The 14,992-nt window shown below is 56.6% G+C and carries 13 protein-coding genes; 5 read left to right on the forward strand and 8 right to left on the reverse strand.

What is annotated here, in order from left to right; all coding sequences use genetic code 11:
* Positions 1 to 32: 32 nt before the first annotated feature.
* Together leuE and B3041_RS01460 are read left to right on the forward strand one after the other, a co-directional pair.
* Positions 33 to 671 carry a leucine efflux protein LeuE gene (gene leuE / locus B3041_RS01455; RefSeq protein WP_292968660.1) on the forward strand — a complete coding sequence of 213 codons (639 nt, stop codon included), beginning with the start codon at positions 33 to 35 and terminating at the stop codon, positions 669 to 671.
* Positions 672 to 703: 32 nt separating this feature from the next.
* Positions 704 to 1,570: a DMT family transporter gene (locus tag B3041_RS01460; protein WP_292969226.1), complete on the forward strand. Its 867-nt coding sequence runs from the start codon at positions 704 to 706 to the stop codon at positions 1,568 to 1,570.
* Between the two features lie 4 nt (positions 1,571 to 1,574).
* Here the strand turns inward: B3041_RS01460 and B3041_RS01465 are convergent, their stop codons facing one another.
* Positions 1,575 to 2,906, reverse strand: coding sequence for an aspartate aminotransferase family protein (locus tag B3041_RS01465; RefSeq protein WP_292968661.1), 1,332 nt, complete (start codon positions 2,904 to 2,906; stop codon positions 1,575 to 1,577).
* 98 nt (positions 2,907 to 3,004) lie between these two features.
* Here B3041_RS01465 and B3041_RS01470 point away from each other — a divergent pair, with 98 nt between their 5' ends.
* Entirely contained in the window at positions 3,005 to 3,931 is a 927-nt protein-coding gene (locus tag B3041_RS01470; RefSeq protein ID WP_292968662.1) for a LysR family transcriptional regulator, read from the forward strand.
* Positions 3,932 to 4,078: 147 nt separating this feature from the next.
* Here the strand turns inward: B3041_RS01470 and betA are convergent, their stop codons facing one another.
* The 3 genes from betA to betI are packed head-to-tail and all read right to left on the reverse strand — an operon-like array spanning position 4,079 to position 7,865.
* Entirely contained in the window at positions 4,079 to 5,758 is a 1,680-nt protein-coding gene (gene betA, locus B3041_RS01475; protein ID WP_065647431.1) for a choline dehydrogenase, read from the reverse strand.
* Positions 5,759 to 5,782: 24 nt separating this feature from the next.
* Positions 5,783 to 7,255, reverse strand: a complete 1,473-nt coding sequence (betB, locus tag B3041_RS01480; protein WP_292968663.1) for a betaine-aldehyde dehydrogenase — start codon at positions 7,253 to 7,255, stop codon at positions 5,783 to 5,785.
* Between the two features lie 13 nt (positions 7,256 to 7,268).
* Entirely contained in the window at positions 7,269 to 7,865 is a 597-nt protein-coding gene (gene betI, locus B3041_RS01485; protein ID WP_065647429.1) for a transcriptional regulator BetI, read from the reverse strand.
* 246 nt (positions 7,866 to 8,111) lie between these two features.
* Between betI and B3041_RS01490 the strand changes: the two genes are divergently transcribed.
* Together B3041_RS01490 and B3041_RS01495 are read left to right on the forward strand one after the other, a co-directional pair.
* Positions 8,112 to 10,142 (forward strand): choline transporter, encoded by a 2,031-nt coding sequence (locus B3041_RS01490; protein ID WP_292968664.1) that lies wholly within the window; start codon positions 8,112 to 8,114, stop codon positions 10,140 to 10,142.
* Between the two features lie 105 nt (positions 10,143 to 10,247).
* Positions 10,248 to 11,225 carry a UV damage endonuclease UvsE gene (locus B3041_RS01495; protein WP_065647427.1) on the forward strand — a complete coding sequence of 326 codons (978 nt, stop codon included), beginning with the start codon at positions 10,248 to 10,250 and terminating at the stop codon, positions 11,223 to 11,225.
* Here B3041_RS01495 and B3041_RS01500 read toward each other — a convergent pair.
* The 4 genes from B3041_RS01500 to B3041_RS01515 all read right to left on the reverse strand — a co-directional run bounded on the left by B3041_RS01500 (position 11,212) and on the right by B3041_RS01515 (position 14,982).
* The gene (locus B3041_RS01500) at positions 11,212 to 11,682 is read right to left on the reverse strand and encodes an OmpA family protein (RefSeq protein ID WP_414692342.1); all 471 of its coding nucleotides are present in this window, start codon (positions 11,680 to 11,682) and stop codon (positions 11,212 to 11,214) included. The two genes, B3041_RS01495 and B3041_RS01500, sit on opposite strands and share 14 nt — an antisense overlap.
* Entirely contained in the window at positions 11,679 to 12,893 is a 1,215-nt protein-coding gene (locus tag B3041_RS01505; protein ID WP_292968666.1) for a diguanylate cyclase domain-containing protein, read from the reverse strand. Before B3041_RS01505 ends, B3041_RS01500 begins: the two co-directional genes overlap by 4 nt.
* Before the next feature lies 1 nt (position 12,894).
* Positions 12,895 to 13,449, reverse strand: a complete 555-nt coding sequence (locus B3041_RS01510; protein ID WP_292968667.1) for a YfiR family protein — start codon at positions 13,447 to 13,449, stop codon at positions 12,895 to 12,897.
* Positions 13,450 to 13,545: 96 nt separating this feature from the next.
* Positions 13,546 to 14,982 (reverse strand): 6-phospho-beta-glucosidase, encoded by a 1,437-nt coding sequence (locus B3041_RS01515; protein ID WP_292968668.1) that lies wholly within the window; start codon positions 14,980 to 14,982, stop codon positions 13,546 to 13,548.
* Positions 14,983 to 14,992 lie beyond the last annotated feature (10 nt).

A 14,992-nucleotide genomic window follows, 5' to 3' on the forward strand; every position in this document is an offset into this window, starting at 1 on the left:
AATAACGCGCGGCGAATGGAGCTATGGCACTGATGTTGCAAGATTTAGGCATTATCGATTTATGGACATTTCTGGCAGGTGCGCTGGTGATTATTCTGTTACCTGGCCCGAACAGTCTGTATGTTTTACGCACCGGCATGGGGCGCGGCATCAAAGCGGCTTCTAAAGCGATTGCGGGTGTCATGGCAGGCGATCTGATCCTGATCTTTCTCGCCTGGGCGGGGGTGGCCACGCTGATACGCACCAGCCCGCATATTTTTATGATGGTGCGTTATCTGGGGGCGATGTTTTTACTCTATCTGGGTATCAAAATTATTATGGGCGCGCTGCGCCAGCGCACGGACACGCAGCCTGCTGAACCGGTCAAAGCGGAAAACTACTTTCTGCGTGCAGTACTGCTGGGGGTGACTAACCCTAAAGCTATCCTGTTTTACGTCTCTTTCTTTATTCAGTTTATCGACCCGAAAGTCACGCATACCGCACCGGCATTCGCCACGCTGGGTGCGCTGATCCAGCTGATCAGCTTCAGCTACTATTCCGTGCTGCTGGTGGCGGGCGCGGTAATGGTCCGCTTTTTGCGCAGCCGCACGCGGCTGGTTAAATTTGCCAACATGCTGACCGGTATGCTGTTCTTTGGTTTTGCCGTCCGGCTGGTAAGCGCCCAGAGCTGATAGTGACCACGCACGCTGCGGAGAGATAAATGATAACCAAACAACGTCAGGCTGATGCCCTGCTGGTGAGCACTACGCTCATTGCGGCGTTTGGCTGGATCTGCTCGCGTGAGGCGATAGCCGGTATTCCCGCACTGGCATTTGTCGCGCTGCGCTTTCTCTCTGCCAGCGCGATACTGCTGCTGCTCTGCCGCGCCGCCGAACTGCGCCATACGCTGCGGAATATCAGGCCGGTTCTGATGAGTGGTCTCCTGCAGTCTGCTTATATGCTGCTGTGGATCTATGCCGTTGCCACCACGCGTTCGCTGGGTGAGGGGGCATTTATCATGAGCCTCTCCATGCTGTTTGTGCCGCTTTTCGCCTGGCTCATACTGCGCAGCCGCCCGGCACGCGCGTTCTGGCTCTCTCTGCCGGTGGGCATAGCGGGACTGGCTCTGCTGACGCTCAGGCAGGATCTGCATTTTGAACTGAGTCAGCTGCTGTTTCTGGGCGCCGCGCTGATTCAGGCGGTCTACTTCTGTTTCACTACCCGCTTTGCCGCTACGGTTCCCGTCTGTCCGCTGGCTACGGTACAGCTCGCCTGCACGGGCGCAGTGGCAGGCGTACTGTCGCTGTTCACTGAAAGCTGGCCGCAGGAGGTTACGCTGGCATCATGGAGCTGGCTGGCGGCCAGCGCGCTGATGGCAACCAGCCTGCGCTTCTGGCTGCAGCTGAAAGGACAGAGCATGACCAGCGCCGCGAATGCCGCACTGATTATGATTTTAGAGCCGCTGCTGACGGTACTGGCGGCGGCGCTCTGGTATGGCGAGGCGATGTCAGCACGGCAGATGCTCGGCTGCCTGCTGATATTACTGTCGCTGCTCTATTACCGGCTGCGGCAGGCGAAAGCGCTGACGTAACCGCTTAAGCCACACGATGCAGTGCATCACTTACCGCATTAAACAGCCTGTCGAGTTCGTCAGGCTGAGCAGCAAACATCGGACCAAACTGCAGCGTATCGCCGCCAAAGCGGACATAGAATCCCGCCTTCCATAACAGCATACCCGCCTCAAAAGGCCGTAGTGTGGCATCGCCCTCGCGGGGTGCCAGCTGAATCGCGCCGACCAGCCCGCAGTTGCGAATGTCTGCCACGTGCGGACAGCCGCGCAGCGCGTGCAGCTGCTGTTCAAATACCGGAGCCAGCTCAGCCGACTGCGCGATCAGCGACTCCTTTTCCAGCAGGTCCAGCGTCGCGATGGCCGCTGCGCAGGCGACCGGATGCGCCGAGTAGGTATAGCCGTGGGCAAACTCCACCGCATGCTCTGGCAGCGGCTGTGACATATAGGTGTGGTAGATTTCGCTGCTGGCCGCCACGCCTCCCAGCGGAATGGCCCCGTTGGTGATCTGCTTGGCAAAGTTGAGCAGATCCGGCGTCACACCAAAATACTCTGCGCCGGTCCAGCGTCCCATGCGGCCAAAGCCGGTGATCACTTCATCAAAAATCAGCAGGATATTGTGCTGCGTACAGATCTCACGCAGGCGCTGCAGATAGCCCCGCGGCGGAATAATGGCGCCGGCGGAGCCGGAAAGCGGCTCAACAATCAGCGCGGCGATGTTTGACGCATCGTGCAGCTCAATCAGCTTCAGCATCTCATTCGCCAGCGCCTCGCCGCCGGTTTCAGCCTGGCCCGGTGTAAAGGCGAGATCGCTTTGCAGCGTATGCGGCAGGTGATCCACATCCATAAACTGTCCAAACATTTTGCGGTTACCGCCAATGCCGCCGAGGCTGGTACCGGCAATATTCACCCCGTGATAACCGCGGGCGCGGCCAATCAGTTTCGTTTTGGCCGGCTGACCTTTGGCCCGCCAGTAGCCGCGCGCCATTTTAACCGCGGTGTCTGCGGCTTCAGATCCGGAACCGGTAAAAAAGATATGATTGAGATCGCCCGGCATGTGCTGCGCAAGACGTTCTGCCAGCTGAAATGAGAGCGGATGGCCATACTGAAAACCGGGGGAGTAATCCAGTACCCCGAGCTGCCGGCTGACCGCCTGCTGGATCTCACTGCGCGTATGGCCTGCGCCGCAGGTCCACAGTCCTGACAAACTGTCATAAATGCGCCGCCCTTTATCATCGGTCAGCCAGCGTCCTTCCGCGGCCACGATAAAGCGCGGGTCGCGCTGGAAATTACGGTTGGCGCTGGAGGGCATCCAGTGCGACTGCAGGTTCAGGGATGCGGTATCAATACGTTCAGACATAGCAGTTTCTCCAGAGTGTATAGCCAGAGTTTGCAATCAGGCATCGGTTAAGTTAAATGCTAATTAACTTAAGTTTAGTCAGCGGAAAACTCACCTGAATGAAACCTAAAACGCTGGCGCAGGTTACTGATTTCGATCTGCGCCTACTGCGGCTGTTTAAAACCGTCAGCGAATGCGGCAGCTTTACGGCCGCCGAAAGCAGGCTGGGCATTACCCGCTCGGCAATCAGCCTGCATATGAGCGATCTGGAAAAGCGTCTCGGGATGCGGCTCTGTCAGCGCGGAAGGGCGGGATTTGCCCTGACGGATGAGGGCCGTGAGATCCTGCGTCTCAGCGCCAGCCTGATGGTGGCCGTCGAGGACTTCCGCCAGCAGATCAACCAGATGCATAAACAGCTGCGCGGCGAGCTGAACATCGGCATTATCAATAATCTGGTGACGCAGCCGCGAATGCAGATTACTCAGGCGCTGGAAGCATTACGCGAACAGGGGGCCGACGTCCGCATTAATATCAGTATGCTCACGGCCGCTGATATTGAACAGGGCCTGCTCGACGGTCGCCTGCACGTGGGCGCGCTACCCTATACCGCGCCGGTGTCGGGCCTGGCTTATACCCCGCTTTATGAAGAGATCTCCTGCCTTTACTGCAGCAGCACGCATCCGCTTTTCAGCCAGGCGCATGAAATGGATCTGTCGGTGCTGGCTCGCCATGAGGCGATAGCACCGGGTTACCGTCTGAGTGCGGAAGCCGCTGCGCTGCATCAGTCACTTAACTGCACGGCCACGGCCTCTGACCGGGAAGGGATTGCTTTTCTGATCCTGACCGGACGCTATATCGGCTTTCTGCCCGATCACTATGCAGCACGCTGGTGTGAGCTGGAGCAGATGCGTGCGATTGCGCCTGCCCGGCTGTGCTTCAGCAGCGAAATCGCGATTGTGACCCGACAGGGGCAGCGTAATAACGCCATCCTGCAGCGTTTTCTGACGGCAACGGGCGCAGAGAGTGAAGCTGATGCGCCTCTGTAATTACAACATACTTTTAGTTGATCAACTACCTTGTTAAGCCATAGTGCAGGCCGTTTAATCAGGCAGTCATATCAGGCTTGTTTTACAACGGTGTGAGGAGCACATGAGGCAGGGCAGCTTTACGCTGCCCTGCAGAAAGACAGGAGATTATGCCCGCACAGGCTCACCGCGCACCGGGCGCTCGCCGGCAACATAGTAGTCGGCGGTGCTGCGTGGCAGCGGATCGCGACCGCGAATGTTATCTGCAATCTTCTCGCCAATCATAATGGTTGTCGCATTCAGGTTCCCGGTGATGATCAGCGGCATGATAGAAGCATCGACCACGCGCAGACCCTGCAGGCCATGCACGCGGCCCTCACCATCGACCACGGCCATCTCATCGCTGCCCATTTTACAGGTGCCGCAAGGGTGGTAAGCCGTTTCACCGTGGTTACGCACAAACTCATCCAGCTGCTCATCGGTCTGGCAGTCGATACCCGGACTGATTTCGCGACCGCGATAGTTATCCAGCGCCGGCTGGTTGATGATTTGACGCGTAATGCGGATCGCATCGCGAAACTCCTGCCAGTCCTGTTCATGTGACATGTAATTGAACAGAATGGCCGGATGACGGCGTGGATCGCGTGATTTAATCCGCACGTGACCCCGGCTTGGCGAGCGCATAGAGCCAACATGGCACTGGAATCCGTGCGCTTCAACCGCGTTAGAGCCGTTGTAGTTAATGGCAACCGGCAGGAAGTGATACTGGATGTTAGGCCAGTCAAACTCTTCCCGGCTGCGAATAAAGCCGCCGCCTTCAAACTGGTTGCTGGCTCCCACGCCGGTACCGTTAAACAGCCATTCGGCGCCAATTTTCGGCTGGTTCCACCACTTCAGCGCCGGGTAGAGCGAAACCGGCTCTTTGCACTCATACTGCAGATACATTTCCAGGTGATCCTGCAGATTCTCACCCACGCCAGGCAGGTCGTGCACGACCGGAATATCAAACTGCTGCAGCAGCTCTGCCGGACCCACACCTGAACGCTGGAGGATCTGCGGCGAGGCGATGGCGCCAGCGCACAGCAGTACCTCACGCCGTGCATAGACCGTTTTCGGCGCATTGCTGCCGCCTTCAAGGTACTCGACGCCGGTCGCGCGCGTGCCGTCAAACAGAATGCGATCGGTGGTCGCATGGGTAATGATCTTCAGGTTCGGACGCTTTTTCGCAGTATCAAGATAGCCGCGCGCCGTGCTGGAACGACGGCCCTTTGGCGTAACAAAGCGGTCCATCGGGCCAAAGCCTTCCTGCTGATAACCGTTCAGATCGTCGGTACGCGGATAACCCGCCTGTACGCCTGCTTCAATCATCGCCGCAAACAGGACGTTGTTGTCCGGCTTACAGGTGGTGATGCTGACCGGACCTTCGCCGCCGTGATAATCATTTGCGCCAATATCGCGCGTTTCTGACTTGCGATAGTAGGGCAGGCAGTCAAGATAGCTCCACTGCTCCAGACCAGGCGCTTTGGCCCAGTTGTCGAGATCCATCGCGTTGCCGCGGATATAGCACATGCCGTTGATCAGCGAAGAGCCGCCCAGTCCTTTACCGCGCCCGCACTCCATGCGGCGGTTATTCATATAGGGTTCCGGCTCGGTCTCATACGCCCAGTTGTAGCGCTTGCCCTGCAGCGGGTAAGCCAGGGCCGCGGGCATCTGGGTACGGAAGTCAAAGCGGTAATCGGGACCGCCCGCTTCCAGCAGCAGTACATTGACATTGCTGTCTTCGGTCAGACGGGTAGCCAGTACGTTTCCTGCGGATCCGGCTCCGATAATGACGTAATCAAATTCCATTAGTCGCTCCTCAGGTAAGCCTAATTAAAATACTGACTGAAAACGGGTCATTTCGATCTGCACCGATTTAACCTGCGTATAATTCTGCAGCGTCATCACGCCGTTCTCACGCCCGATCCCGGAGTGCTTGTAGCCGCCAACCGGCATTTCAGCTGCGGATTCGCCCCAGGTATTAATCCAGCAAATACCGGCTTCAATCTGGTGAATAACGCGGTGTGCACGATTAAGGTCCTGCGTGACCACGCCCGCAGCCAGACCATATTCGGTGGCATTCGCACGGCGCACGACCTCTTCTTCGCTCTCATAGGTAAGAATGGACATGACCGGACCGAAAATTTCTTCCTGCACGATAGTCATCTCGTCGCGGCAGTCGGTAAAGACGGTTGGCTCAACCCAGGCACCTTTGTCAAAATCAGCGCCGCTCATGCGCTTACCGCCGCACAGCAGCGTGGCTCCTTCGCTGATGCCCGATTCGATATAGCGCATCACGTTGTCACGATGGGCAAAGCTCACCAGCGGGCCAAAGTTCGTGGCCGGATCGGTGAGATCGCCTGCTTTGATACGCGCAACCCGCTCGCTGATTTTGGCCTCAAATTCCGCTTTTACTGCAGCAGGAATAAAGACGCGGGTGCCGTTGGTGCAGACCTGACCGGAGCTGTAAAAATTCGCCATCATGGCGATGTCAGCGGCGAGATCGAGATCGGCATCCTCAAAAATGATCAGCGGAGATTTTCCGCCCAGCTCCATCGTGACATCTTTCAGCGTCGAGCCAGCGGCGTTTGCCATCACTTTCTTACCGCTGGCTACGCCGCCGGTGAAAGAGACTTTATCGATACCAGGATGGTCGGTCAGCAGCTGGCCGGTCACCGCGCCACGCCCGTTCAGGACGTTGAAAACACCATCCGGCACGCCGGCAGCAGTGTAAATCTCAGCCAGCTTCAGCGCGGTTAGCGGGGTAACTTCGCTGGGTTTAAAAATCATGGCGTTACCTGCTGCCAGCGCCGGCGCCGATTTCCACAGCGCGATCTGGATGGGGTAGTTCCATGCGCCGATCCCGGCCACCACGCCCAGCGGTTCGCGGCGGGTATAGACAAAAGAGGTGTCGCGCAGCGGGATCTGCTGACCCTCCAGTGAAGGGATCAGACCGGCATAGTACTCCAGCACATCTGCACCGGTGACAATATCCACCGCCTGGGTTTCGCTGAAAGGTTTACCGGTGTCCAGCGTTTCCAGCTCCGCCAGTTCATCGTTACGTTCGCGCAGGATCTCCACCGCACGCCGTAAAATGCGTGAACGCTCCATCGCCGTCATCGCAGCCCAGATTTTCTGGCCTTTTTTTGCCGCTTCGACGGCGCGATCAACATCCGCGCGCTCAGCTTCATGGATATCTGCCAGCACGTCCCCATTCGCAGGGTTGATACTCTGGAAGGTATTGCCCGCTGCTGAAGGAACAAATTTGCCATCAATGTAAAGGTGCTGTTCGGTGAATCGGGACATGGGTTCTCCTTCCTCAGTGATTCGGTGAGCCAGCCAGTTGCTGACGAATGAATTGGGTGGTAAGCGTTCTGGCAATGGCTAAATCAAAAGGCTTGCCGCTTAATGCGGCACGCAGCCACAAGCCATCAATCATAGAAGCCAGACCGTAAGCTGCCAGGCGGGCCTGCTCACGTGGCATTTCGCGGCGAAATTCGGCGGCCAGGCTGGAGAACAGACGACGACTGCTGACCCGCTCTAACCGGCCCAGCTGCGGCTGATGCATGCTGCTTGCCCAGAAGTCGAGCCACGCTTTCATGGCAGCGCTATGGAGCTGGGTATCATCAAAGTTACCTTCCACAATGGCCAGCAGGCGTGCTTCAGTGCTGGCGCCTGCCAGCGGCTTAAGCCGCATGGCAACCGCTTCGCGCAGCTGACGCGTGACATCGCGCATGGTGGCTTCCAGCAGGCCATTTTTGTCTTTGAAATAATGACTGATGATGCCGGTGGAGACGCCAGCCCGTCGGGCGATCTGCGCAATGGTGGCGTAGTTTATGCCTACGTCATTAATGGTATCCAGCGTCGCATCAATCAGCTGCCGGCGACGTATCGGCTGCATTCCTACCTTTGGCATCACTACCGCTCCACCTCAAATTGAGACCCTATTAAAACTTTTTTTGATTGCACGTTCAATATAAAAAAGAAAGTTGTTAGGATGGTGTGCTTCGTTTGTTACAAAGCCAGACGGTACGCTACGCTGATAGCGATTTATCACCGTTCTCAACTAATGGAGGAAAAGCAGGGAGTACAACTACAAGGTCAGCCACACTGATCATATAAAATTTTTGAGTAATTACAGGAAATTAACCAGAGGTTATCGATGATTAATCCACCTGCCAGTGAAAAAGACAGAATTAATCCCGTGGTGTTCTTCACCTCAGCCGGACTGATTCTGACATTTTCACTTGTCACCATTCTCTACAGCGACCTTGCGGCCGCCTGGATCCAGACAGCGGTAAACTGGGTCTCAACCACGTTTGGCTGGTATTACATGCTGGCTGCCACGCTCTATATCGTCTTTGTGGTCTATATGGCCTGCTCGCGCTATGGCGCAATTAAGCTCGGGCCGGAGCAGTCTAAACCGGAGTTCAGCCTGCTGAGCTGGTCGGCGATGCTGTTTGCCGCCGGTATTGGCATCGACTTAATGTTTTTCTCTGTTGCGGAGCCGGTATCACAATATATGCAGCCGCCGGAGGGCGCCGGACAAACCATGGAGGCTGCGCGTCAGGCGATGGTCTGGACGCTGTTTCACTACGGGCTGACCGGCTGGTCAATGTACGCATTGATGGGGATTGCACTCGGCTACTTCAGCTACCGCTATAACCTGCCGCTCACGATTCGCTCTGCGCTCTATCCGATTTTTGGTAAACGCATCAATGGGCCGATTGGGCATACCGTGGATATCGCTGCGGTCATTGGCACCATATTTGGTATCGCCACAACGCTGGGTATCGGCGTGGTGCAGCTGAATTACGGCCTTAAGGTGCTGTTTGACGTTCCTGAAGGACTGACCGCGCAGATGGCGCTGATTGTCCTGTCAGTGATTATTGCGACTATCTCCGTGACATCGGGCGTTGATAAGGGCATCCGGATCCTGTCTGAGCTCAACGTGGCGCTGGCGCTCGGCCTGATCCTGTTTGTGCTGTTTATGGGCAAGACAGACTTCCTGCTGAACGCGCTGGTGCTGAACGTTGGCGACTATATCAACCGCTTTATGGGGATGACGCTGAATACGTTTGCGTTCGATCGTCCGACCCAGTGGATGAACAGCTGGACGCTGTTTTTCTGGGCATGGTGGGTCGCCTGGTCGCCGTTTGTTGGCCTGTTCCTGGCGCGTATCTCACGCGGCCGCACCATTCGCCAGTTTGTGCTCGGCACGCTGATCATTCCCTTTACGTTTACGCTGCTGTGGCTCTCTGTATTCGGTAACGCCTCGCTGTATGAAATCATTCACGGCGATGCCGGCTTTGCGCAGGAAGTGATGGCGCATGCCGAACGCGGTTTCTACAGTCTGCTGGCGCAATATCCGGCGTTTAAACTCAGCGCGTCCGTTGCCACCATTACCGGGATGCTGTTCTACGTTACCTCAGCAGATTCCGGTTCACTGGTACTGGGCAACTTCACTTCAAAGCTCAAGGATATCAACAGCGATGCGCCTAACTGGCTGCGCATCTTCTGGTCAATTGCGATTGGGGTGCTGACCATGGGCATGCTGATGACCAACGGGATTTCTGCACTGCAGAACACCACGGTCATCATGGGGCTGCCGTTTAGCTTTGTGATCTTCTTTGTAATGGCCGGCCTGTGGAAATCGCTGAAGGTAGAAGATCATCGCCGGGCCAGTGCCGTGCGTGAAACCGCGCCCTATATTCCCTCAAGCAGCGATCGCCTGAGCTGGAAGAAGCGGCTGTCACGCCTGATGAACTATCCGGGTACGCGCTATACGCAGCGGATGATGGAAACGGTTATCTATCCGGCGATGGAAGATGTGGCGAAAGAGCTGGAGCTGCGCGGGGCGCACGTAATGCTGGAGAAAATGCCGGCTGAAGAGGGGCAGGTGCTGGGGCACCTTGAACTGCGCGTTGATCTGGGTGAAGAGCAGAGCTTTATGTATCAGGTCTGGCCACAGCAATATTCAATTCCCGGCTTTACCTACCGCGCCCGCAGCGGTAAATCGCACTACTACCGGCTGGAGACCTTTTTACTGGAAGGAAGCCAGGGCAACGATTTGATGGACTACAACAAGGAGCAGGTGATTATCGATATTCTCGATCACTATGAGCGTCACCTGAACTTTATCCATCTGCATCGTGAAGCACCGGGCAGTAATCTGACCTTCCCTGAGATGTAACTCCACGGGCAGCAGCGACAACGCGGCTGCCCGTTTTCTTTCCCGTCTGCCTCGCGCATTCCTGTCAGAGAGCTAGACTCACTAGCTGCTGTTAAGGGGAATTTTATGAAACTGGGTTTTGCGTGTAAGTATTTCGATCATGAGGCGAAGCAGCCTTTCCCATTCAAAAGCACCACCCGCACCCGCTTTCTGGGCATGGAGGGTGAGGCCGCCGCCACGCTGCTGATTGGGCTGGCCCGCACCAATCTCACCAACCTTTACGCGATGATCGGGCAGCTGGCTACGCTGCCCGATGCGCTGCGCATGATGCGTATCGGCAGCGATGTGCTGCCGCTCTATACCGTACCGCAGGCGACGCCGATTTATCGCGAGGCGATGTCGGAACTGGCACCGCTGTTTGCCCGCTGCGGCGAACTGGCGCGGGCCAGCAATGTCCGTCTCTCGTTTCACCCCGGACAATATACGGTGCTGGCGTCGGATAATGAGGGCGTAGTGGAACGCGCAATTGAGGATGTCGAATATCACGCCATGTGCGCCGTCCTGATGGGCTATGGCCAGCATTTTCAGGATTTCAAAATCAATATCCATATGAATGGCAAAAATGGCTTTGCCGGCTTTCGCGACGCGTTTATGCGGCTCAGCCCTGAGGCGCGTAATATGCTGACGGTGGAGAATGATGAGGTTTCCTGCGCGCTGGATGATGTGCTGCAGGCGCGAGAGCTTTGTGCGGTGGTACTGGATATTCACCACCACTGGGTAAAAGAGAATGCCTTTATCAAGCCTGATGATAGCCGGATCGCACACATCATCGACTCCTGGCGCGGCGTCCGCCCGGTGCTGCACTACTCAATTGCGCAGGAAGGGTTGATCCCCGATCACGGTTTCCCCGATCAGAACGCGCTGGCGGCTTCTAAAATGAAGCTGCGCGCGCATTCTGATTACTTCTTCAATCAGACGCTAAATGACTGGGCGCTCTCGTTTGACCAGTTCGATATCATGTGCGAAGTCAAAATGAAAAACCTTGCCCGCGACCGGCTCTATTTCTATGCGCTGGAGCGCGGCGGCCACGCTACGGCGCCGTGATCACAATAGCGACGCGGCGGTTCTGCGCCCGTCCCTGCGAGGTACTGTTGCTGGCAACCGGTACCCGCATGCCCAGCCCGCGCGTCACAATATTCGCGCGCGGGACGCCGCTGCTGGCGGCCCACTGCTGTGCGACAGCATCAGCCCGCCTGAGTGAAAGCTGCTGATTATAACCCGCTTCACCGTAGTTATCGGTATGACCATCAATGCGCAGATGCGTAATACCGGTGGCTGCCAGCGTGCCGGCCGTGGAGGCGATGCGCTGTTTACTGGCTGCGGTAAGTTCTGACTCATTAATGCCAAACAGAATACGGTTGGGTAATCCCAGCCCCCAGCCTTCGCTGTTCTGACTGAACCCCTCCTGCTGCAGCGCCGCAACCTGGGCACGGGTAAACCCGCCGGACTGGCAGCCCGCGCAGGTGAGTATCAGCGCCATCAGGCAACCATAGATTTTCACAGCCGATCCTTATTCAGTTTTTTGTTTTTATACATATGCAAATCTGCCCGCTCCAGCAGTGAGGCCACGCTGTCGCCAGATTGCGCCCAGGCATAGCCGATGGTGACCGAGGTGGTAATAGTGCGGTCTTCGCTGAGCGCGATAGGCTGGCGCACCGCGTGCTGTATGGCATCCCGAAGTTCCTGCAGCCGGGCAGGGGTGGTGCGGCTGGTCAGGACCATTGCGAACTCATCGCCCCCCATGCGTGCGACCAGATCGCCCTCTGAGACCAGGCCAGCCAGGCGTTCAGCGGTGGCTTTCAGCACTTCATCCCCGGCAGCGTGTCCCCAGCTGTCGTTAATGCATTTAAAGCGGTCACCATCCAGAAACAGCAAGGCAAAGCGCGGCGGCGTTAACGGACGATCGAGCAATTGCGCCAGCCGCGCCACAAAAGCAGAACGGTTCGCCAGACCCGTAAGCGGATCCGTCAGCGCTTTTTCTGCCAGCGAACGGTTATCACGCAGCAGCGATGCTTTCAGCGTCTGCATCTCACTCAGCAGCGCGTTCAGATCGCTGGAGAGCAGCTGAAACTCATTGATCGGCTCAGGCGGCACGCGCTGGGTAAAATCACCGGTGCGGATCACATAGTGAATGGCGCGCGTGATAGTGCGCATGGAGAGCAGAATGCCGCGATGCAGAAACTCGCTCAGCATAAAAGAGATCACCAGCACGCATAGCATGCCGCAGGTCAGGATCAGGATGGAGTAGTGGATAAACTCGCTGGCGCCATTCACCGTTCCGGCCAGCGTCAGGCTGCCGGCCCGGGTACCTGCGTGCTGTATATCAACAGTGACCGGACTGGCGTAGATCCACTGCCGCAGCTGTTTTTCATAGAAGCCGCTGTGCTCGCGGCGGTTGACCCAGTCAACCAGTACAGTATGGCTGGCGGTGACCAGCTGCGCTGACGCAAACATGCCTTCATCACCCAGCATGGCAATCTTACTGTGCGCATCATAGCTATCTTCAAATACCGTTGCCGCAGTAAGACTGGTGCTCAGCGTGGTTGCCGTCAGCGCCAGATTGCGGTTTTCGTAACGTTTAATAAAGTAGAGAGAGGTCGAGGTCATCAGCAGCCAGCACAGCAGCAGGATCACCGCTGCATTTATGGTGCTGATGCGGCGCAGGCGACCGCGCAGTGATGAACCCTGACGTTTTCTCAGTAAAAATTTCATCTTATTGGTTCTCTTTACGCGACAGCATCAGCACATCGGGACTGACTTTGACGCCGCTGCGTGCCAGTGAATCGAGATTCACCGAAAAACGGGTACGTTCCTCACCAAAAATCATACAGAAAGTGGCGCCGGTTGCGCAGTCAGGGTTATTTTCCGCCATGCTAAGCACTGCTTTATCAGGCATTGCTGCCAGAGCCGCGTGCTGCTGAGCCGGGGTTTCCGTACCGAAATAAATTGCATCACAATGCAGCGCGGAGAGTCTGCCGGTGCTGTCAGCGCGCACGACGCTGAACGGCGTGGCAGGCGGTGCGTCGGCTGATGAAAGCGTAAGATGGCGGGCGGAGGCCAGGATACAGAGCTGCGGAACCTGCACCGGAGGCGGCCAGCGGGTAAAACTGAGGATGCCGCTGACAATGCGGTTAGCGCGATTGTCAGCAGCATGATCGGCGGCGTATGCCATCTGCCCGCTAAGCAGCACCAGCAGCGCAGGCAGTGCGCAGCAGAGCCAAAGGCAGGATCCTTTTGAATAGGGAGCAGGAAATCCTTTTATCTGCATGGCACTGTTCCGGGTCGGTAAAGCCGGGATAGTACCATTCTTCCGCACCAATACGCATCTGCGGCCCGTTGCAGTCGCTACAGAAGCGGCAAAATTTTACTCAAAACCAAGGTCGCGTCCGTTACTGGCGATGACTTTTTTATACCACCAGAATGATTTTTTACGCGTGCGCTGCAGGGTGCCGTTGCCCATGTCGTCCCGGTCAACGTAGACCAGGCCGTAACGTTTACTCATTTCACCCGTAGAAGCGGCGACCAGATCGATACAGCCCCAGGTGGTATAGCCCATAACCGGTATACCGTCGGCGATCGCCTCTGCCATAGCCGCAATATGCTGCTGCAGATAGCTGATGCGGTAGTCATCATGGATCTCACCGGCGGCAGTAAGCTCATCGCGTGCGCCGAGGCCATTCTCCACCAGAAACAGCGGCTTCTGATAGCGGTCATACATCATATTCATGGTGATGCGCAGCCCCAGCGGATCAATTCCCCAGCCCCAGGCGCTGCGCGCGACGTGCGGGTTGGTCAGCGATTTGACAACGTTGGCGGCGCTGCTGTTCTGCTCATTCATCTCTGCCGAGGCGCAGCGGGAGGCGTAATAGCTGAAGGAGATAAAATCCACCGTGTGACGCAGAATGGCTGCATCTTCATCCGTTATTTCAAGGGTAACCCCTTTTTCGCGGAACAGCCGTGCGCTGTAGGCCGGATAGGCTCCGCGCGCCTGAACATCAATAAAGAACAGGTTTTCACGATCTTTCTGCAGGGCGGCCCAGACATCCTCTGGCTTGCACGACCATGGATAGAAGTTACCGCCCGCCAGCATGCAGCCCACCTGGTTCTGCGGATTAACCTCATGGGCAATCTTTGTGACCAGCGCGCTGGCCACCAGTTCATGGTGCGCCGCCTGATATTTCACCTGCTCATGATTTTCACCAGGCTCAAACACCAGACCTGCGCCTGAAAAGGGACTGTGCAGCAGGATATTAATTTCATTGAACGTCAGCCAGTATTTTACCAGACCATCAAACGCGTCAAAGCAGGCACGCGCGTACCGGGCAAAGAAATCGATCATTTTGCGATTGCGCCATGAGCCATATTCAATGACCAGATGCATCGGCACATCAAAATGACAGAGCGTAACCAGTGGCTCAATGCCGTATTTGCGGCATTCGGTAAAGACCTGACGATAAAAAGCGATGCCGTCTGCATTCGGCGTCAGTTCGTCACCGTTGGGAAACAGCCGGCTCCAGGCGATGGACGTGCGAAAGACGGTAAAGCCCATTTCTGCCATCAGCGCGATATCTTCTTTATAGCGATGATAGAAATCGATAGCGTCGTGGCTGGGATAGAATTCATCTTCGCGCAGCGTAAATCGCTTTTCCAGCCCCAGCTTGACCGCCATACGGTTAGCGCCATGCGGGATCATATCCACCGTGGTCAGCCCTTTACCACCGGCCAGATAACTTCCTTCAGACTGGTTGGCGGCTAACGCACCGCCCCACAAAAAACCGGCCGGAAATGGCGTGTCAGACATAAAAACCTCA

This window comes from Pantoea sp. UBA4549 (assembly GCF_002387285.1).
In the GTDB taxonomy this organism is placed as follows: domain Bacteria; phylum Pseudomonadota; class Gammaproteobacteria; order Enterobacterales; family Enterobacteriaceae; genus Pantoea; species Pantoea borealis.